This is a genomic window from Pseudomonas sp. GW821-FHT10C09, assembly GCF_059415465.1.
Genome location: NZ_JBWKNG010000002.1, coordinates 139,710 through 159,194, shown reverse-complemented (window position 1 = coordinate 159,194; position 19,485 = coordinate 139,710). Strand labels below are relative to the sequence as shown.

Below are 19,485 nucleotides of genomic sequence, written 5' to 3'. Positions count from 1 at the left end.
GCAGGGCGCCTATCTTGTTAGCGTCTGACCCACCCAGCGGATTCCGTCGCCACGGGCGAGCGCCACGCCAAACCAGGATCAGCCCCATGCCAGACCAAACGTCCCTGAGTATCACTGAACCCTCGATTGCAAAAAGTGCTTCGATCGCCACCATCGGCAAAAGCTGGGGCAAGGTGGGGCCGACCGGAGTCGCGTCATTTATGTTGCCGCTGCCTTTTTCACCCGGCCGAGGCTTTGATCCTCAGTTATCACTGAACTACAGCAGCCAGTCAGGGAACGGTGTATTCGGTGTCGGCTGGTATTTGGGCCTCTCGGCCATCACCCGCCAAACCAAAAAAGGCGTGCCGCGTTATCTCGACGACGACGTGTTCCTCAACACCGCCGGCGAAAAACTGATGCCCGAACGCTATGCCGACGGCAACATCCAGTCCAGAGTCGAAAGCCAATACCGTGGCCAATCGATTGGCGACCATACGGTGGTGCGGTATCGGCCGCGGGTAGAACAGACGTTCGAGCTCGTCGAGTTCTGGCGTTCCGTGTCCACCCCCCAAGGCTTCTGGCTGGTGCACGCCCCGGACGGCAGCCTGCACCTTTTCGGCAAAGACCACAGTTCGCGCATTGCAGACCCGCAAGCGCCACTGCATGTGTCAGCGTGGCTGTTGCAGGAAAGCGTGAACGCCCATGGCGAGCATATCCGCTACGTATATCGGTCAGAGGAACCGAGCGAACTTCCTGACCCGCGCGACTACCGCGCGCAACGATATTTGCATCACGTGTTCTACGGCAACCTTGCTGCGTGTGCGGATTTGTACGGCTGGGAACTGCCACAGACACCGACACCTTCGTGGCTCTTTCACGTGGTGTTCGACTACGGCGAACGCACGCTGGAACTGACGGATAAACCGGTTTATGACGGCCCGACGCTCAAGCCGTGGCTGGTCCGCAATGACCCCTTTTCATCCTATGGCCAGGGCTTTGAAGTCGGCACCCGCCGCCTCTGCCGGCAAGTGCTGGTGTTTCACACCTTTGCGGAGCTGGGTAACGAACCGGCGCTGGTCCGCCGCCTGCTGCTGGAGTACTCCGGCAACGTAGAGCCTTGGTCCTACAGCCAAATCATCGCGGCGCATTATCAGGCGTACGACGCCAGCGGTGCCGTGGAAAGCATGCCGCCAATCGAGTTCGAGTATTCGGGTGCTGAACTCAATACGCAGCCGTCAGCGTTTTTCCCGTTCGACAACATGCCAGGTATCGAGGACGGCCAGCACTATCAATGCATCGACCTGTTCGGCGAGGGGTTGCCGGGTTTCCTGTGTCGCTATGACCAATGCTGGTACTACCGCGAACCCCTGCGTGACCTCGCCGGCGGCGATCGCATCACCTATGGCCCATGGACTGCGCTCGACGACATTCCGGTCGCCGACCGCAGCAAGCAAAGTCATCAAGCCCTGCTGGACCTGACCGGAAACGGTCGCCTGGACTGGGTCATCGCCCAACCCGGTGTGGCGGGTTTCCATGCCTTGAACCCGGATCGAAGCTGGTCAGGGTTTATTCCGTTCAAGGCGTTCCCGCTAGAGTTTTTCATGGTCCTGTCGCAATTGGGGGACTTGCAGGGCAATGGCCTCAGCTCGTTGGTATTGATCGGCCCCAACGCTGTTCGCCTGTACGCCAATCGCCGCGAGGAAGGCTTCGCCGTAGGCGAAGACGTCGACCACACACCGGAGGATGACCGTCTGCCATTGTTCAGTAACTCGCGCAGCGAACTGGTGTTTCTGGGCAACCTGCTGGGTAGCGACACCACCGAGTTGTGCCGCATCCGCCACGACGAAATCAAATGCTGGCCGAACCTTGGGAACGGCTCATTCGGCACGGGATTTGTCATCGAAGGCCCGACGTTCGATTACGCCACCTTCGACGCGGCACGTGTGCGTATCGCCGATTTGAATGGCTCGGGTGCCCCGGCGCTGATCTATCTGAATTCCGACGGGTTCGATATTTATCTCAACCTCGGCGGCAATGGTATTGAACTGACCCCTACTCGGGTTTCCTGGCCCGAAGGCGTGCGTTACGACAACCTGTGCCAGGTGACGCTCGCCGACCTGCAAGGCCTGGGCTGCGCCAGCCTGATCCTGACCGTTCCACACATCAAACCCCAGCACTGGCGCTATGACTTCGTCAGCGCCAAGCCGTACGTGATGATCGCCAGCAATAACAACATGGGGTGCAGCACTGAGGTGGTGTATCGCAGTTCGGCACAAGAATGGCTGGACGAAAAAACCAGCACCCACCTCACCTGTCACCTGCCCTTCGCCATCCAGGTGGTGAGCCATCAAAGCCAGCTCGATGAAATCACCGGCAATCGCCTGAGCCAGTTTTTCCGTTACTTTCAGGGTTACTACGACGACCGGGATCGGGAGTTCCGTGGCTTCGGGTTACTGCACCAGACCGACAGCGAAACCGGCTCGGGCGAAGACGAAAGCTTTACCGCGCCGGCGTTGGTCTGCACCTGGTTTCATACCGGCCAACAGATCGACATGCCTGGCGAGAGTTACTTCAACGGTGACGCCGAGGCACACCCGTTGGGCAAAACGCTGTTTTGTCGTTTTCACCCGGGCGACGAGTGTGAAGAACTCATTACGCCTGACGATGAAGCCACCGCCCACGAAATCGCCCGCGCGCTTGCCGGTAATGTGCTGCGCGTAGAAACCTATGCGGAGAATGACCCGGCCACTCCGTTCCTGGTCGAACAGTCCCGCTACATCGTCCGTGAAGTACGTGAGCGCGGTCAGCACGATCCTGACAACGTGTTGATGGTGTCGCCGCTGGAAACCATCAGCTACCACTCTGAGCGCTTCATCAATGACCCACTGATCCGCCATGTCCTTAACCTGGGGCGGGATGCATTCGGGTTGACCACCCACAGCATTACGGTCAGTTATGCCCGGCGCCTGACTGAGCTTGATGAGCCACCCTTTACCGATATCGATGAACGCAAATGGTGGAGCGACGCCCATGACCCGGCTCAACAGTCCTATTACCTGGCCGAAACCCGCGCCAGATTTATTCATCTGGTCGACCTGCAAGGCTGGAGGCTCGGCCTGCCCTATCAGCAACGTGGCAATGCGCTGGTCTTGCCCAAGGGCGCTGCACCGGCGGGCCTGAACCCCGAAGCCATTGGCTATGAGTCGTTCATTGACCTGTTCACTTGCGCCGAATGGGCGACCGGGCGGGAGCTGACCGCGCAAACAGTGCAGCGCTACCTCAACACCCAGGGGCAAACGGTGATGCCGGACGGCACCGCCGAGTTCGAGGCTTTGGCAGGCCCGCTGGAAATGGCGCAACTGAACAAGACGGCGCTGGAGGTCTACGGCAACGTTAGCCCTCCCATTGATATCCGGGAGGAACTGACGAAGATCGGTTATTTGTGTATGCCGCTGTTTCTCGGGACGGACAAAGAGGCGGATGAGGAAGAAGACACACTAAGAAATCTTTGGTCCAGCCAATACAACTTTGCCCGGTATGCAGACCTCGATCGCTTCTACCGGGTGATTGAATTCAACGACACCCCGAGCCATGGCGTGACCAAGGCGACCAGCGACGAGTACGCTTTCGCAACCCTCAGTGTCGAACTAGCGGATGGCTGCACCACTCGCGTCGAGTATGACTACCACTCACTGCAACCGCTGCGCATCATTGATGCCAACGAAAACGTTGAAGAAGCCCTTTACGATCCGTCCGGCAGTCCGCACACAACTACATTTTACGGAACAGAAAACGGCGTGCCCGCCGGCTTCCTGCGCATTAGCGACTACATCCGCCCCGAAAACCTAAGCCCGAGTGTGGCGATCGAATTCCCCAAGGAGGCGCTGCAAAATGCTGCCAGCACCTTTCGCAAGGATCTGTTCAGCTGGATGGGCAGGCTTTCTGAGACCGTGAGTCAAAAGCCCGACTGGCTCACCGACTGGATCCTGCAAGGCTACGTGCTGCCTGGCCTTCACATCCGCGCCAGCGCCCGACTGCGCCTGTCACGGCTCAAGACCCGGACGCCGGCAGAGCAAGCATTGTGGGACCTGCTGCTGAACAACCTTCGCGCGCCGGTCCACAGCGTCGTCCTGGCCGCCGACCGCTATTACTACGATGAAGAAGAGCCGCAAATCCACACCATTGTGAGTATCGTCGATGGATTCGGACGGGCCCTGCAAACCCAGCAACGGGTAGAGCCTGGAGAGGCTTATGTGGTGGAAAACGGCGAACTGGTGATCGAAAACGGCCAGCCGAAAGTGGCGCATGCCGAGCAACGCTGGCGCATCAGCGAGCGCGTGGAATACAACAACAAGGGGTTGGCGGTACGCACCTATCGCCCCTATTTCGCCAATGCCTATGGCTACATCCATGACCACTCTTTCAGGGATTTCGGCTATCACGACAAAAGTTACTACGACGTCCTCGGCCGCCTGATCAAGATCATCAACGCCAAAGGGGATGTCGCGCTGGAAATCATTCACCCCTGGTCCACCACCAGAATGGATTTCAATGACACCCATGTCGCGACGGGCGCGCAAGGGTTCAAGGCAGGCAAGCGCGAATGAACACCGTCGACTGGAAAACCCCGTCAGTGACGTCCAATGATGCCCGGGGTCTGGCGGTACGCCAGATGGCCTACTTGCGCGATGTCGCGGGCGGTACCACGCAATCCCTCATAACCCGGCAATGCTTTGACGCTCCCGGGCGGCTCGTAGAGCAACGGGACGCGCGACTGACCGACGCCCCCAAGCCCAACCTGTCGACGATTTACACCCTTGCCGGGCAACCGGCAAACGTTGACAGTGTCGACGCCGGCAGGCGCACAACCCTGAAGGGGCTGGCCGGTGAAATCCTCCAGCACTGGGATCATCGCGGCAATCATTGGCGCAGCACTTACGACAACCAATTGCGCCTGCTCACGCTTGAAGAAAGCGACCAAGACACCGTGGACGCTTATACCTACGCCACTGCACTGGCTGACCCGAGCCACAATCTTCGCGGTCAGATGATCCGACAAACCGATCCCTCTGGCGCATTGGAGCTCAGCAGCTTCAGCCTCAAGGGCCAGCCGTTGCGCGACAGTCGAACCCTCACCGAAGCCGGCACCTTCGCCAGCAGCCGAACCTACAACCCGCACGGCGCGTTGTTGACCCAGACCGATGCCGGTGATCATCAGCAACGGATGCGGTACGACATCGCCGGGCAACTGCACCAGGTTCACCTGCTGCTTGAACCCACAGGCGCCTGGCAGGCTGTTCTGGAAGCGGCCCGGTACAACGCCGCCGGCCAGATCATTGAGCAACAGGCCGGCAACACCGTGCTCAGCACCTGGACTTACGACGAGGCCGAAGCTCGTCTCGCGACGTTGACCGCTGGTGTACCGGGGCAAGCCCTGCTCCAGCACTTCGAGTACTTTTACGACCGCGTCGGTAACGCCTTGCGCATCGACGACCTCACCTTTAAACCGGTGCACTTCGCCAATCAGCTTATCGATGGCCACCGCGAATTTAGCTACAACTCGCTGTACCAGCTGACTGGCGCCACCGGCCATGACGCCACCCCAGGCTCAGACCTGCCGGGCCGCCCTCTGCCGAGTGATCCCAACAATCATCTCAACTACAAGCAAACCTACACCTACGACTCCGGCGGCAACCTGATCAAGTTGATCCATGAGCGTGCGGTGGGCGGCTACACCCAACAGATGTTCATCGACCCGAACAGCAACCGGGGCGTGCGTCATAAAGAGGGAGATCCCGCCCCAGATTTCGACAGCTTGTTCGACCGCCATGGCAACCTCCGGGCCTCGAACCCGGGACGGCCCCTGCACTGGAACAACCGCGATCAGCTGGCATCGGCGACGCTGGTTCACCGTGAAGACAGCCTCGACGATGAGGAAACGTATCGCTACAGTCAGGGCACGCGCGTCTTCAAACGCCACGAAACCCATACGCCATCGACCACGCACTTCCACCAGGTGATTTACCTGCCGGGGCTGGAAATCCGCACCCGCGACAATGGCGAAGAACTGCACGTCATTGCAGTACCCGGTGGGCGAGGCAGTGTTCGTTGCCTGCACTGGGTCAGCAAAAAACCCGACGGTATCGATCAGGATCAGTTGCGCTACAGCCTCGACGATCACTTGGGCTCCAGCGTCATGGAGCTTGATCGAAACGCCCAGTTGATCAGCCACGAAGCTTACTACCCGTTTGGCGGCACGGCGTGGCTGATGGCGGACTCGGCGCTGGAAGTCAGCTACAAGACCATTCGCTATTCGGGTAAGGAGATGGATGTCAGTGGGCTCTACTACTACGGGTTGCGGTATTACGCGCCGTGGTTGTGGAGGTGGATCAATCCGGATCCGTTGGGGGCCGTGGATGGATTGAATCTTTATCAGATGGTGGGAAACAATCCGATTAACTTTGTTGATGACATGGGTGGAGTCATAACACTCCCTCCTCAACAAAGTTCATCCACAGGATCTGTCGTTGACGGCGCAGCGAATGAATACGGCCCCCACCTCCCAGACCCTGCGACACCTCCCCCCATGCCAGTCGAGGAGTGGGGTGCATGGAGCAAGAGAATGGCTTTATCGGCCATCAACTCTCCCTTGGGATTGGCGGTACTTCCGACCGGAACTTCGAGTCCTGCTTCGCCGATCATCGTGACCGCGCTGGCGACAAACATCTCATTGTTTGCAGTACAACTGACTCAGCCTAACCCGGGCTGGTCGTTGCCCGCCACGTGGCCTCAAGCGGAAAATGGCGAGGTCCCCCCCTTTGAGGTAACCCAAGCTGTCAACCTCGCCTATGCCACAAAAGGACTGATCGCGAACCTTGCTGCACAGGTGATCGGCCCTCCGTTGGCCTTGATAGTTGGCGGCTACGTTGACCAGTTCAGGGGGACAAAAGAAAAGGCTGAAAAAAAAGCTGAAGCAAGTGCGCTGATAATCAATCTCGACGCGACCATTCTCCAGCAACAGATGTTTCCCTCAGGCGTAGTACCCGAGAACGCCCAGACCACACTCATTAATCAAGTACTCAAACTCGAAAGCTTGATAGGCAGTTCATCAAGAACAATTGATATGCTTGAGTCAATCAGAGCATTGGGGCCTCACTATGGCATGTCTGAAATAGACCCCCTCCCCGTGGTGCCGCCAACATTGTCTCGGCGATCCAGCAATGCCAGCCGTTCACAAAGTCGAATACCCGTACCCGTGTCCAGAAGTTCGAGCACCACAAGCATCTCGAGCTATAGGTCTGCCGGTTCGAACAGCTCCAGCCTCAGGTCAGTTGTTACTCGTATGTAGAGCATTGGGGGGCCCCGAACTTCTGGAGCCCCTTTTTTCTTAAGGCGGGCACGCCATGCTATGGTGCCCGCCCGACTTTCTACCTGCTAGCGCCAGCATGCTGCCGATCTCTCGTACCCTGCGTTTTTCGTTGTACACCTTGTTGATCCTGGCGGGCGCGGCGCTGGCTGCCGGTTTCGCCATGCGCCACGCCGAACGTCAGGCCCTGGTGGAAGACGCCGCGCGCGCCAATCAGCAGTTGGCGCTGTACGCCAACTCGTTGCACACCCTGATCGATCGCTACCGAGCCCTGCCCGCCGTGCTGGCGCTGGACCCGGAGTTGCGCACAGCCCTCAATGGCACGGTATCGCCTGAGCAACAGGACGCACTGAATCGCAAGCTGGAAAAAATCAACGGCGCCGCCCAGTCCTCGACCCTCGAACTGCTCGACCGCACCGGCCTCGCCGTGGCCGCCAGCAATTGGCGCTTGCCCAGCAGTTATGTCGGCCACAACTACGGCTTTCGCCCCTACTTCAGTGAGACCCGCACCCAAGGCACCGGGCGCTTTTACGCGGTGGGCGTGACCAGCGGCATTCCGGGGTACTTCCTGTCCAGCGCGGTGACTGGCGACGACGGCGAGTTTCTCGGCGCAATGGTAGTCAAACTCGAATTTCCGGAACTGGAGCGCGAATGGCGTCAGGGCAGTGACACGTTGCTGGTCAGTGACGCACGCGGGATCATCTTCATCGCCAATCAGCCGGGCTGGCGCTATCGCCTGTTGAAACCGTTGAACGACATCGATCACGCCGCGCTCAAGGCGACCCGCCAGTACGACAAACAACCGCTGACGCCGCTTGAGTTTCAATCCCTGCGCCGCTTCGACGACAACAGCGATCTGGCGCGGGTGGTCGGCCCTGACGGGGCGGCGGATTACCTGTGGGAATCGCTGCCGCTGGCCACCGAAGGCTGGACACTGCACCTGTTGCGTCGCCCGCAGGTCGCGTTCGAAGACAGTCGCAATGCCGCGCTCGCCGCTGCCGGGTTGTGGCTGGCGCTGGTGTTTCTGTTGCTGTTCCTCAATCAACGCTGGCGCCTGGCGAAAATGCGCCAGCGCAGCCGCGAGGAGCTTGAGCAACTGGTGGAAGAACGCACCCGCGACCTGCGCACCGCTCAGGACGGGCTGGTGCAATCGGCCAAACTCGCTGCGTTGGGGCAGATGTCCGCGGCGCTGGCCCATGAAATCAATCAGCCGCTGACCGCCCAGCGCATGCAGCTTGCTACTCTGCGGTTGCTGCTCGATCACGGTCGGGTCGACGACGCCTACAAGGCGCTGAAACCGGTGGATGACATGCTCACACGCATGGCCGCCCTCACCGGCCACCTGAAAACCTTCGCCCGCAAAAGCCCCAGTGGCCTGCGCGAACGGCTGGACCTGGCCGCGGTGGTCGACCAATCGCTGCAACTGCTCGATGCGCGTCTGCGGGATGAACAAGTCAGCACGGTGCTGCACCTGACGCGCCCGGCGTGGGTGCGCGGCGATGCGATTCGCCTGGAACAGGTGCTGATCAACCTGCTGCGCAATGCCCTCGACGCCATGCAGCACACACCCTGCAAGCGCCTGGAAATCCGCCTCGAAGCCGACGAGCAATTGTGGCGCCTGACGGTCAGTGACAACGGTGGCGGCATCGCCGAAGAACACCTGCCAAACGTGTTCGACCCGTTCTTCACCACCAAACCGGTGGGCGATGGCCTAGGCCTTGGTCTGGCGGTATCGTTTGCCATCGTTCACGAAGCGGGCGGACGCTTGAGTGCCGACAATCACGGCAACGGCGCGGTGTTCACCCTGACCTTGCCCATCGACCTGGAGACGCCTGTCCCATGCTGAATTCAGTGATGGTGGTCGACGACGAAAGCAGCATTCGCAGCGCCGTCGAACAATGGCTGAGCCTGTCGGGTTTCGAGGTGCAGTTGTTCAGTCGCGCCGATGAGTGCCTGGCGCAATTGCCCGCGCACTTTCCCGGGGTGATCCTCAGCGATGTGCGCATGCCCGGCATGACCGGGCTGGAGTTGCTGGCCGAAGTCCAGCGTCGCGATGCGGACTTGCCGGTGATTCTACTGACGGGTCACGGCGATGTGCCGATGGCGGTCGAAGCGATGCGCGATGGCGCGTATGACTTTCTCGAAAAACCCTTCAGCCCGGAAACCCTGCTGAGCAGTTTGCGCAGGGCGCTGGACAAGCGTCGGCTGGTTTTGGAAAACCGTGCCCTGCATGAGCAGGCCGACAACCGCGCCAAACTCGACGCCACCCTGCTCGGCGTGTCCCGTGGTTTGCAGACGTTGCGTCGGCAAGTGCTGGACCTGGCGGCGTTGCCGGTCAACGTGTTGATCCGCGGTGAAACCGGCAGCGGCAAAGAGCTGGTTGCCCGTTGCCTGCATGACTTCGGGCCGCGGGCCGACAAGCCGTTCGTGGCGCTTAACTGCGCGGCGATTCCCGAGCAGTTGTTCGAGGCCGAGTTGTTTGGCCATGAAAGCGGTGCGTTTACCGGCGCTACAGGGAAACGCATCGGCAAGCTCGAATATGCCGATGGCGGCACGCTGTTTCTCGACGAAATCGAAAGCATGCCCCTGGCCCAGCAGGTGAAATTGCTGCGGGTGTTGCAGGAGCAGAAGCTTGAGCGCCTTGGGTCGAACCAGAGTATTCGCGTGGATTTGCGGATCATTGCCGCGACCAAACCGGATCTGCTGGATGAAGCGCGGGCCGGGCGTTTTCGTGAGGATTTGGCGTATCGCTTGAATGTGGCCGAGTTGCGGCTGCCGCCGTTGCGTGATCGGCGCGAAGATATTCCGTTGTTGTTCGAGTCGTTTGCGCAAAATGCCGCCGAACGTTTGGGAAGGACCTTTCCACCGTTGACGGGCCCGCAGCTGAGTCATCTGCTGAGCCACGACTGGCCGGGCAATGTGCGCGAACTGGCGAACGTTGCCGAACGGCAAGTGCTGGGGTTGGGGGAGCCGGAACCGGTGGGCATCGATCCGGGGCAGTCGCTGGCAGCGCAGCAGGAAGCGTTCGAAGCGCATTGCCTGCGCGCGGCGTTGACCCGGCACAAGGGGGATGTGAAAGCAGTGCTTGAAGAGCTGCAACTGCCGCGCCGGACTTTTAATGAAAAGATGCAGCGGCATGGGTTGAGTCGGGAGATGTTCCTGACTGACAGCTGATTTTTGCAGTGGCTGGACTGGCCCCTTCGCGAGCAGGCTCGCTCCCACATTTGAACTGTACACACCCATCCACTGTGGGAGCGAGCCTGCTCGCGAAGAGGCCGGAACAGGCAACACAAATCCATGACCACATAAGCAATTTTCCGCTCACACCCAATCCAGAATAAGCGGATTTCCGCTCATCCAGCCGTCAAAACCCCTCTAAACCGCCCCTCTCCCCCCTTGGCACACCTCCTGCTATAGCCCCAGCAGGCTGCGTTTCAACGCGCTCCACAAAAACAATTAAATGAAGGATCCTTCAATGGATAACTCCAACGCCCTGCCCCTTGGGTCGGCTGCCGTGCCGGCTAAAGAAAGAACCACTGCCAGTCGCATCAAATCGATTTTCAGCGGCTCCGTCGGCAACATGGTCGAGTGGTACGACTGGTACGTCTACGCCGCCTTCTCCCTGTACTTCGCCAAGGCCTTTTTCCCCAAAGGCGACACCACCGCCCAACTGCTGAACACCGCCGCGATCTTCGCCGTGGGCTTCCTGATGCGCCCGATCGGTGGCTGGCTGATGGGCCTCTACGCCGACAAGGCCGGCCGCAAGAAAGCGCTGATGGCTTCGGTGTACCTGATGTGTTTCGGCTCGCTGCTGATCGCCCTGAGCCCGGGTTATGAAACCATTGGCATCGGCGCACCGATCCTGCTGATTTTCGCCCGTCTGCTGCAAGGCCTGTCAGTCGGTGGCGAGTACGGCACCTCGGCGACGTACCTCAGCGAGATGGCGACCAAGGATCGTCGCGGTTTCTACTCCAGCTTCCAGTACGTGACCCTGATCTCCGGCCAGCTCATCGCCCTGGCGGTGCTGATCGTGTTGCAGCAAGTGCTGACTACCGAAGAGCTGTACGCCTGGGGCTGGCGCATCCCGTTTGCCATCGGCGCGCTGTGTGCCGTGGTCGCGCTGTACCTGCGTCGTGGCATGGAAGAAACCGAGTCCTTCACCAAGAAAGAAAAGGCCAAGGAAAGCGCAATGCGCACCTTGATGCGCCACCCCAAGGAACTGATGACCGTGGTCGGCCTGACCATGGGCGGCACCCTGGCGTTCTACACCTACACCACCTACATGCAGAAATACCTGGTGAACACGGTCGGCATGAGCATCTCCGACTCGACCACTATTTCCGCGGCGACGCTGTTCCTGTTCATGTGCCTGCAACCGATCATCGGCGGGCTGTCGGATAAAGTCGGTCGTCGGCCGATCCTGATTGCCTTCGGCATTCTGGGCACGCTGTTCACCGTGCCGATCCTGACCACGCTGCACACCGTTCAAACCTGGTGGGGCGCGTTCTTCCTGATCATGGCGGCGCTGATCATCGTCAGCGGCTACACCTCGATCAATGCCGTGGTGAAGGCCGAACTGTTCCCGACTGAAATTCGTGCACTGGGGGTTGGCTTGCCTTACGCCCTGACGGTGTCGATCTTCGGCGGTACGGCGGAATACATCGCGCTGTGGTTCAAGAGCATTGGCATGGAAACCGGGTATTACTGGTATGTGACGGCGTGTATTGCGGTGTCGTTGCTGGTGTATGTGACCATGAAAGACACCCGCAAGCATTCGCGGATCGAGACTGACTGATCGCTGGATTGAGGGTGGCTTTACTGGCCTCTTCGCGAGCAGGCTCGCTCCCACACTGACCGGGTTCTTTCATGAGAATGCGGTCAAATGTGGGAGCGAGCCTGCTCGCGAAGGCCGCACCTCGGTTCTGTGCACCCATTCATCACTTGATGAAAAATCTGTCACTCAAGGCAGCCAATCGATTAATCACCGGTTAATGCACTCCGCCGACCCTGAAGGTGTCTGACTCATCCACCTTTGGAGTGACCGTCATGAAAATCCGTCTGTTCCTGCTCCTGATGCTTTCCGTACTGGCCGCTAACACGTTCGCCGCCGATGGCTATGACAAAACCGGCTCGGCGTCCTACGAGCACGGCGCCAGCGCCTCCATCGAACGCACCCACTCTGACAGCTACGCCGCTGACGGTTTCGACAAAACCGGCACCGCCGAAGCGATCGGCTGATCACGCCAGCAAAACCCAACACAAAACCCTGTGGGAGCGAGCAGGCTCGCCCACATTGGAATCTCATTGCTGGAAATTATTGGCTCGGCCTTGCACCATGGTCGTCTCACGAGAGCTCCTGGAATGAACCTCATGCCCGACGACATCCACTATTACGAACCCGCCAACGGCCACGGCCTGCCCCACGATCCGTTCAACGCCATCGTCGGCCCGCGCCCTATCGGCTGGATTTCCTCGCAGGATGCCAACGGCCGCTTGAACCTGGCGCCGTACAGTTTCTTCAACGCGTTCAACTACATTCCGCCGATCATTGGTTTTTCCAGTATCGGGCGCAAAGACAGCCTGAATAACATCGAACAGACCGGCGAGTTCGCCTGGAACCTCGCCACTCGCCCGTTGGCCGAGCAGATAAACCAGAGCTGTGCGATGGTCGGGCCAGAAGTGAATGAATTCGAGTTGTCCGGGTTAACCCCCGCCGCCTCGACAATCATTCAGGTGCCACGGGTCGCGGAAAGCCCGGTGTCCTTCGAATGCAAGGTCACTCAGATCATCCAGTTGCAACGCGCGGACGGGAATGTGGTGCCGAGCTGGCTGATTCTCGGCGAAGTGGTCGCCGTGCATATTGCCAAATGGCTGTTGAAGGATGGCGTCTACGACACCGCCGCGGCAGAACCGCTTCTGCGCGGCGGCGGGCCAGCGGACTATTTTCAGCTGGGGCCAGAGGCGTTGTTCAAGATGTATCGCCCGGGGGCGAAGAGGTAACTCACCACAGCAGGTCGGTGTTTTCCTTGACGTCCTTGAGGCGGGTCAGCTCTTTGGCGGCGGCCAGATCGGCCTCGTTGGCTGTCTTGAAGATCTGGTCTTCGAGGACTTTGTGGAAACGCGGTGCGCCCGCACCACCCAGGGCTTTGACGGCGATGGCGGCGTGGTATCCACCCTCACCCGGTACTACTGCGGAAACGGCTTCGAAGTGTTCAAAGGCTTTACGTGCCATGTCGCGGATCCTGGCTGGTTGAGAATGCGCTCATTAAACCCTCAACCCGCCATTTTGTGTACCCACGACTGGGTCTGCCCCAGCGCCTGGGCGGCCGACACTTCCTTGAAGGTGTGGAAATCCAGGCTGTTGACCACCAGGTCCTGCACCAACTCGGCAAACACTTCCATCGCCGGGGTGCTGAAGTACGCGGTCATGGCCTGCTGGTTGATCCAGAAACCGGACACCAGCCACAACTCGGCATCGCACTGCGATTGTTGCAGGCTAAAGCTCAGGCAACCCGGTGCATTGCGCGTCGGCTCGATCAGGGCGCTCAGGCGCGCACCGAGTTCCACCGAACGCCCGGCGTGGGCACGGACAAAAGCCATATGACTGACGGGGATCTGCGTAGACATGTTCAACCCTCCCAGGTACTCGAGTGGCAGCCGTGGGACGGGCTGCGACAGGATCAAAGGTTAATCGCGCACCCGCCAGCGCGGTTAGTCAATTCCTGCCGGCTTGTTGCACAATCCTGCGCGGGTCGCAAAAAACCCGCATCACCCGGCACAGGGCTTTCAGGTCAATGAAACAGGGCTTTCAAGCAAGTTTTGCGGGGGCTGCCCAATGCTAGAGGCGCCGTTAAATCACCCCGTGCAGAATCAGGCAAGGTTGAGGCAGGATGTGTCTACCGCTTCGTCTTGCACAAACATAAGCTGAGCCCATTACTCAAGCCCCTCCGAGGATGCCTTGCATGTCGTCACTCGATCATTTTCAAGCCCCGCTGGATGCCGAGATGGAGAAACAGCGCGCGGAACTGGCCGCTATCATCCGTCGCTATACAACGGATGATGGCAATTATGAGACCGCCGTCGGCTCACTGTTCATGGCCAAACACAGCAAGTCCCACGACTTCGCCCCGGTGCTCGCGCAACCGGCCTTGTGCATCATGGCGCAGGGGCGCAAAGAGGTGCGGCTGGCGGACGAATACTTCAATTACGACCCGCTGCATTACCTGGTGGTCTCGGTCTCGATGCCCCTGAGCGGACGGATCGTCAACGTCACCTCTGAAGAACCGATCCTCTCAGTGCGGCTGGACATCGACCCTGCGGAAATCACTGCGCTGATTGCCGATGCCGGACCTTTAGGTGTGCCGACCCGCCCCACCGGCCGTGGCCTGTATGTCGAGCGGGTCGACAGCGCCATGCTCGACGCTGTGCTGCGTCTGGCACGTTTGCTCGACACGCCAAAAGACATCGCCATGCTCGCGCCGCTGATTCGTCGGGAAATTCTTTATCGGTTGTTGCGCAGCCCGCAGGGGCATCGGTTGTATGAGATTGCGATCGCCAACAGCCAGAGCCACCGCATCAGCCAGGCGATCCAATGGCTGAACGGCAACTATGAGCAGCCGCTGCGGATTGATGATCTGGCGAAGGAAGTGAACCTGAGCGTGTCGACGTTGCATCACCGGTTCAAGGCGATGACGGCCATGAGTCCGTTGCAGTATCAGAAGCAGCTGCGGTTGCAGGAAGCGCGGCGGTTGATGCTGGCTGAGGGATTGGAGGCTTCAGCGGCGGGGTATCGGGTGGGGTATGAAAGCCCTTCGCAGTTCAGCCGCGAATACAGCCGGCTGTTTGGGGCGCCGCCGTTAAGGGATTTGGCGCGGTTGCGGTTGTCGGTTTGATCTGATTTTTGTGCTGGCTTTGCCGGCCCTTTCGCGAGCAGGCTCGCTCCCACAATGGACCGGTGTACACCAGAACCCTGTGGGAGCGAGCCTGCTCGCGAAGGGGCCAGTCAGTCAGGCACCGAGTACGCGGCAAGCCTCAGCCGGCAACGTCACCGACACCGGGTTGCCAATGCTCAACCCAAACCCCTGGCACGGCGTGCTCAGCGCCGTAAACGACACCCCGGAACACTCCACGGTGGTTTCAATCGTCGCGCCGATATCACGCACGAACGTCACCGTGCCCAGCAAACGATTCCCCGCCGTTGCCTGCGGGTGCGACAGTTGCAGGTCTTCCGGGCGAATCAGCATTTTCACTTTCTCGCCGACCACAATGCTGCTGCAGATCGGCACTTCCAGTGCATCGCCACCCGGCAAACCGACCTTGCCATTGCCCAGCGCCGTGGCCGGGAAGATGTTGCCGGAACCGATAAAGTCCGCGACAAATTCGTTGGCCGGGTGGCGGTAGATCTCAATCGGCGTGCCGACTTGCTGCACACGGTGTTCACCCAATACCACGACGATATCGGCCATGGTCATCGCCTCACGCTGATCGTGGGTCACCATGATCGTGGTGATGTTCAGGCGCTGTTGCAGCTGACGGATTTCCACCTGCATCGATTCGCGCAGCTTGGCGTCCAGCGCTGACAGCGGCTCATCCAGCAGCAGGATTTTTGGTCGCGAAGCAATCGCCCGGGCAATCGCCACGCGCTGACGCTGACCGCCGGAGAGTTTGGCCACCGGGCGATCAATCATTTCCTGCAGCTGGATCAGCTCCAGCAATTCCACCACCCGCGCCTGCTGATCAGCCTTGCTGACGCCACGCAGTTTCAGTGGATAAGCGATGTTCTCCCCCACGGTCATGTGCGGGAACAAGGCCAGTGATTGAAACACCATGCCGAAATTGCGCTGATGCGCCGGGGTGTGGCCGATGTCCTCACCGTCCAGGCGAATCTCGCCGCCGGTGAGGGTTTCGAGGCCGGCGATCATCCGCAGCAACGTGGTTTTACCGCAGCCCGACGGGCCGAGAAAACACACCAGTTTGCCCTCGGGCAAATGCAGGTTTACATCCTTTACCGCGCAGGCCGAGCCGTAGTGTTTCTCGACGTTTTCCAGAATCAGACCAGACATGTGAATCACCTCAAGAATCAGAACGAAACGCCACCTTCACCGACCAGTTTTTCGAGCGCCCAAATCAGGACAAAGTCGATCAACACAATCAGCACGGCAAACGAGAAAACGGTAGGGTCGAGCGAAGACACGGTGCGGCTGTACATCCAGATCGGCACGGTCATGACGTCGATGGTGTAGAGGAAGTAGGTCACGGTGAATTCGTTGAACGAGACGATGAACGCCAGCAGCGCACCCGCCAGAATCCCCGATTTCATCAACGGCACCACCACATCGACAATCGCCCGGGTCGGCGAAGCACCGAGCATTTGCGCGGCCTCCTCGACTTCGCTACCGATGGACAGCATCGCCGCGGTGCAGTTTTTCACCACGAACGGCAACGCCAGGATCACGTGGGCAATCACCAGTCGCGAGGTGGTCATCTGGAACGGCAGGCTGTCGAACACCAGCAGCAACGCAAGGCCCAACACCACCATCGGAAACACCAACGGCAGCGACATCAGTTGCAACGCCACGGCTTTGCCACGGAACTCGCAACGGGTCAGCGCGTAAGACGCCGGCACCGCGATGATCGTGGCGAAAACCATGGTCAGGCACGCGACCATCAGGCTGGTGGTCATGGCCTTGCCCAGGCTCAGCACGTCGTTGCCGTCCGGCGAGACGAAGGTGTGCCAGGCCGCTTTGTACCATTGCAGGCTGTAGCTGCTCGGCGGAAAGTCGAGGTTCGACGAACCGCTGAACGACATCACGATCATGGTCAGGATCGGCAACACCGCCAGCAACAGGATGAAGCCCGAGAGGATGCCGGCGAACTTGCCGGTTTCGCCCGGCAGCAGCCCATAACGTTTCTTGGTCAGGGTACTCATTGCGAAGCCTCCAGCATGCGCCGACGGCGGCCAGTGATGTATTCGGACAAAGTCATGATCGCGAGCGTGGTGACAATCAGCACCACACCGGCAGCGGAGGCCGCGGGCCAGTTCATCAGCGGGGCGATCTGGTCATGGACCATCACCGCCAGCATCGGCACGCGTCGACCACCGAGCAGCAACGGCACCACGAAGCTGCTGGCGTTGTAGGCGAACACCAACGTCGCGCCGGTGATGATCCCGGGCATGCTCATCGGCAACACCACCTGGCGGAACACCTGGAAGCGACTGGCGCCCAGGGTCGCGGCGGCTTCTTCGTAAGTACGGGCGACGCCGCGCATGGCGCTGGCGATTGGCAACACCGCGAGTGGGAACGCGGTTTGCACCAGGCCCATCAATACGCCGTTCTGGTTGTAGAGCAGCATGATCGGGCGCTTGATCAGACCAAGGCCCATCAACGCCTGATTGAGCATGCCGCCCGGGCCGAGGATCACCAGCCAGCCGTAGCTTTGCAGCAGCAGGTTGACCAGCAACGGCAACAGCACCGCAGCAAGGAACACCCGGCGCACGAACGGTGAGCTCAGTCGCGACATGGTGTAGGCCACCGGGATCGCCAGGACTACGGCGATCACTGCACTGATCAGTGCCAGACGCAGGGTCAGCAGCAAGGATTTGAGGTAATACGGTTCGAGCAATTGGGCGTAACTGGCCAGGCTGAACCCGGTCCATTCCGCGCCCTTGGTGCCCACACTCATGCGCAGGACCAGCAGGCTGGCGGCGATCAGCACACCCAGAAACAGCATCGACGGCGACAGGAAAAACCAGGCGCGGGTCGTCGGCGAAACACCCCGTTGCGCACGCTCGGGGGCGACACTTACCGGATGAGTCAGAGGTTGGTGTTCCATAGCAAGGGTCTCGTCAATGGAAAGCAGCTGACAAACACAGTCCTTGAACCACCCTGCTCCCCTTGTGGGAGCGAGCCTGCTCGCGAAAGCGGTGTGTCAGTCACATCGATGCTGGATGTGCCGACGCATTCGCGAGCAGGCTCGCTCCCACAGGGGGGGGCAGTGTTCTAAAGACTTTTGGTTGTCACTCAATCAGGAAGAAAAGATTTCCGTGTAGCGACGAATCCATTGGTCATGCACGGTGGCCAGGAAGGCGTTGTCGTGCATGATCGCCTTCTCGGCAATCTGCTCTGGCGTGAGGATGAACGGGCTCTTGCGCGCTTCGGCGGAGATGATCGCCTTGGCGTTGACCGGGCCGTTGTAGATGTCTTCAGCCATCTTGCCCTGCACCAGCGGGTCCAGAGAGTGGTTGATGAAGGCGTACGCCATGTCGGTGTCGCCCGGACGGTTCTTCGGCATGACCGATTGCATCAAGTCGGTGTAGAAACCTTCCTTCATGCCGAAGGTTGCGCTCAAGCCGTAGGCCGGGTCGCGGATCTGTTTCGGGAAGAATGCCGGTGCGTACAGGCCGCCCATGTCCAGGGAACCGGTGCGGAACAACTCGGCGATCTGGTTCGGGTTTTCACCCAGGGTGACCACGCGGTCTTTCAGCTCGGCGAGTTTCTTGAAGCCCGGCTCAATGTTGTGTTCGTCACCACCGGCCAGTTTGGCGGCGATGATGATCAGGTCCATGGCCTCGGTCCAGTTCGGCGGCGGCAGGAAGATGTTCGGTGCCAGCTCCGGGTCCCAGAGGGCAGCATAGCTAGTCGGCGCTTCTTTCTGGGTGCGGGTGCTGTAGACGAGGCTGTTGCACCAGAGCAGGTAACCGATGCCGTGGCCATTGGCGCCGGTGCGGTATTTTTCCGGTACGTCGACCAGGTTCGGGATGCGGTTGAGGTCGGGTTTTTCCAGCAGGTTGGCGGCGGCCAGACCTTCGGCGCCGACGCCGGCCAGGGTGATGATGTCGTACTGCGGACGATCACCGCCGGCCTTGAGTTTGGCGACCATTTCCGAGGTACTGCCGGTGCGGTCGGCGATGACTTTGCAGCCGTACTTGTCTTCGAAGGTCGCGGCGATGTTGCGCAGGGCTGCCAGGCCAGTGTCATCGGACCAGGTCAGCAAACGCAGGGTCTTGCCGGCAAAGCGTGTGTCGCTGGCATTGGCCTTGATGAACGGCATGCTCATGGCGGCCGCAGCTACCGAGGCTACGCCCACGGTCTTGATGAATTGACGTCTGTTCAGATCATGTTCGCCCATTACGGACTCCC

Annotated in this window: 14 protein-coding genes; 8 read left to right on the top strand and 6 right to left on the bottom strand. The window is 59.9% G+C overall.

The annotated features are described in order from the left end of the window. Positions 1 to 86 precede the first annotated feature (86 nt). From AC07N8_RS02140 to AC07N8_RS02110, 7 genes are all read left to right on the top strand, one after another. Positions 87 to 4,586 carry a SpvB/TcaC N-terminal domain-containing protein gene (locus AC07N8_RS02140; protein ID WP_493142413.1) on the top strand — a complete coding sequence of 1,500 codons (4,500 nt, stop codon included), beginning with the start codon at positions 87 to 89 and terminating at the stop codon, positions 4,584 to 4,586. Beyond that, on the top strand, positions 4,583 to 7,327 hold the full coding sequence (locus AC07N8_RS02135; RefSeq protein ID WP_493142411.1) for an RHS repeat domain-containing protein: 2,745 nt from the start codon (positions 4,583 to 4,585) through the stop codon (positions 7,325 to 7,327). Before AC07N8_RS02140 ends, AC07N8_RS02135 begins: the two co-directional genes overlap by 4 nt. Positions 7,328 to 7,424: 97 nt before the next feature. After that, positions 7,425 to 9,191 (top strand): sensor histidine kinase, encoded by a 1,767-nt coding sequence (locus AC07N8_RS02130; RefSeq protein ID WP_493142409.1) that lies wholly within the window; start codon positions 7,425 to 7,427, stop codon positions 9,189 to 9,191. Then, positions 9,185 to 10,519, top strand: coding sequence for a sigma-54-dependent transcriptional regulator (locus tag AC07N8_RS02125; RefSeq protein WP_483841823.1), 1,335 nt, complete (start codon positions 9,185 to 9,187; stop codon positions 10,517 to 10,519). Before AC07N8_RS02130 ends, AC07N8_RS02125 begins: the two co-directional genes overlap by 7 nt. A gap of 301 nt (positions 10,520 to 10,820) precedes the next feature. Further along, positions 10,821 to 12,140 carry an MFS transporter gene (locus tag AC07N8_RS02120; protein ID WP_483841824.1) on the top strand — a complete coding sequence of 440 codons (1,320 nt, stop codon included), beginning with the start codon at positions 10,821 to 10,823 and terminating at the stop codon, positions 12,138 to 12,140. Between the two features lie 251 nt (positions 12,141 to 12,391). Further along, positions 12,392 to 12,583, top strand: coding sequence for a hypothetical protein (locus AC07N8_RS02115; RefSeq protein WP_483841825.1), 192 nt, complete (start codon positions 12,392 to 12,394; stop codon positions 12,581 to 12,583). Positions 12,584 to 12,715: 132 nt separating this feature from the next. Next, positions 12,716 to 13,345, top strand: a complete 630-nt coding sequence (locus tag AC07N8_RS02110; RefSeq protein WP_493142406.1) for a flavin reductase family protein — start codon at positions 12,716 to 12,718, stop codon at positions 13,343 to 13,345. Between the two features lies 1 nt (position 13,346). Here the strand turns inward: AC07N8_RS02110 and AC07N8_RS02105 are convergent, their stop codons facing one another. Both AC07N8_RS02105 and AC07N8_RS02100 read right to left on the bottom strand, forming a co-directional pair. Beyond that, complete coding sequence (locus AC07N8_RS02105) at positions 13,347 to 13,577, bottom strand: hypothetical protein (RefSeq protein WP_483841827.1); 231 nt, start codon at positions 13,575 to 13,577, stop codon at positions 13,347 to 13,349. 41 nt (positions 13,578 to 13,618) lie between these two features. Beyond that, a complete protein-coding gene (locus AC07N8_RS02100; protein ID WP_483841828.1) occupies positions 13,619 to 13,972 on the bottom strand; it encodes an antibiotic biosynthesis monooxygenase family protein in 354 nt (117 codons plus the stop codon). 335 nt (positions 13,973 to 14,307) lie between these two features. On the opposite strand from AC07N8_RS02100, the gene AC07N8_RS02095 reads away from it, so the two are divergent. Next, a complete protein-coding gene (locus AC07N8_RS02095) occupies positions 14,308 to 15,237 on the top strand; it encodes an AraC family transcriptional regulator (RefSeq protein WP_483841829.1) in 930 nt (309 codons plus the stop codon). 114 nt (positions 15,238 to 15,351) lie between these two features. Here the strand turns inward: AC07N8_RS02095 and AC07N8_RS02090 are convergent, their stop codons facing one another. The 4 genes from AC07N8_RS02090 to AC07N8_RS02075 all read right to left on the bottom strand — a co-directional run bounded on the left by AC07N8_RS02090 (position 15,352) and on the right by AC07N8_RS02075 (position 19,474). After that, the gene (locus AC07N8_RS02090; RefSeq protein WP_483841830.1) at positions 15,352 to 16,407 is read right to left on the bottom strand and encodes an ABC transporter ATP-binding protein; all 1,056 of its coding nucleotides are present in this window, start codon (positions 16,405 to 16,407) and stop codon (positions 15,352 to 15,354) included. Positions 16,408 to 16,424: 17 nt separating this feature from the next. After that, entirely contained in the window at positions 16,425 to 17,273 is an 849-nt protein-coding gene (locus AC07N8_RS02085) for an ABC transporter permease (RefSeq protein WP_123432993.1), read from the bottom strand. Next, positions 17,270 to 18,178 (bottom strand): ABC transporter permease, encoded by a 909-nt coding sequence (locus AC07N8_RS02080; protein ID WP_493142403.1) that lies wholly within the window; start codon positions 18,176 to 18,178, stop codon positions 17,270 to 17,272. The genes AC07N8_RS02085 and AC07N8_RS02080 overlap by 4 nt, the downstream gene beginning before the upstream one ends. A gap of 192 nt (positions 18,179 to 18,370) precedes the next feature. Next, positions 18,371 to 19,474, bottom strand: a complete 1,104-nt coding sequence (locus AC07N8_RS02075; protein WP_493142401.1) for an ABC transporter substrate-binding protein — start codon at positions 19,472 to 19,474, stop codon at positions 18,371 to 18,373. Positions 19,475 to 19,485 lie beyond the last annotated feature (11 nt).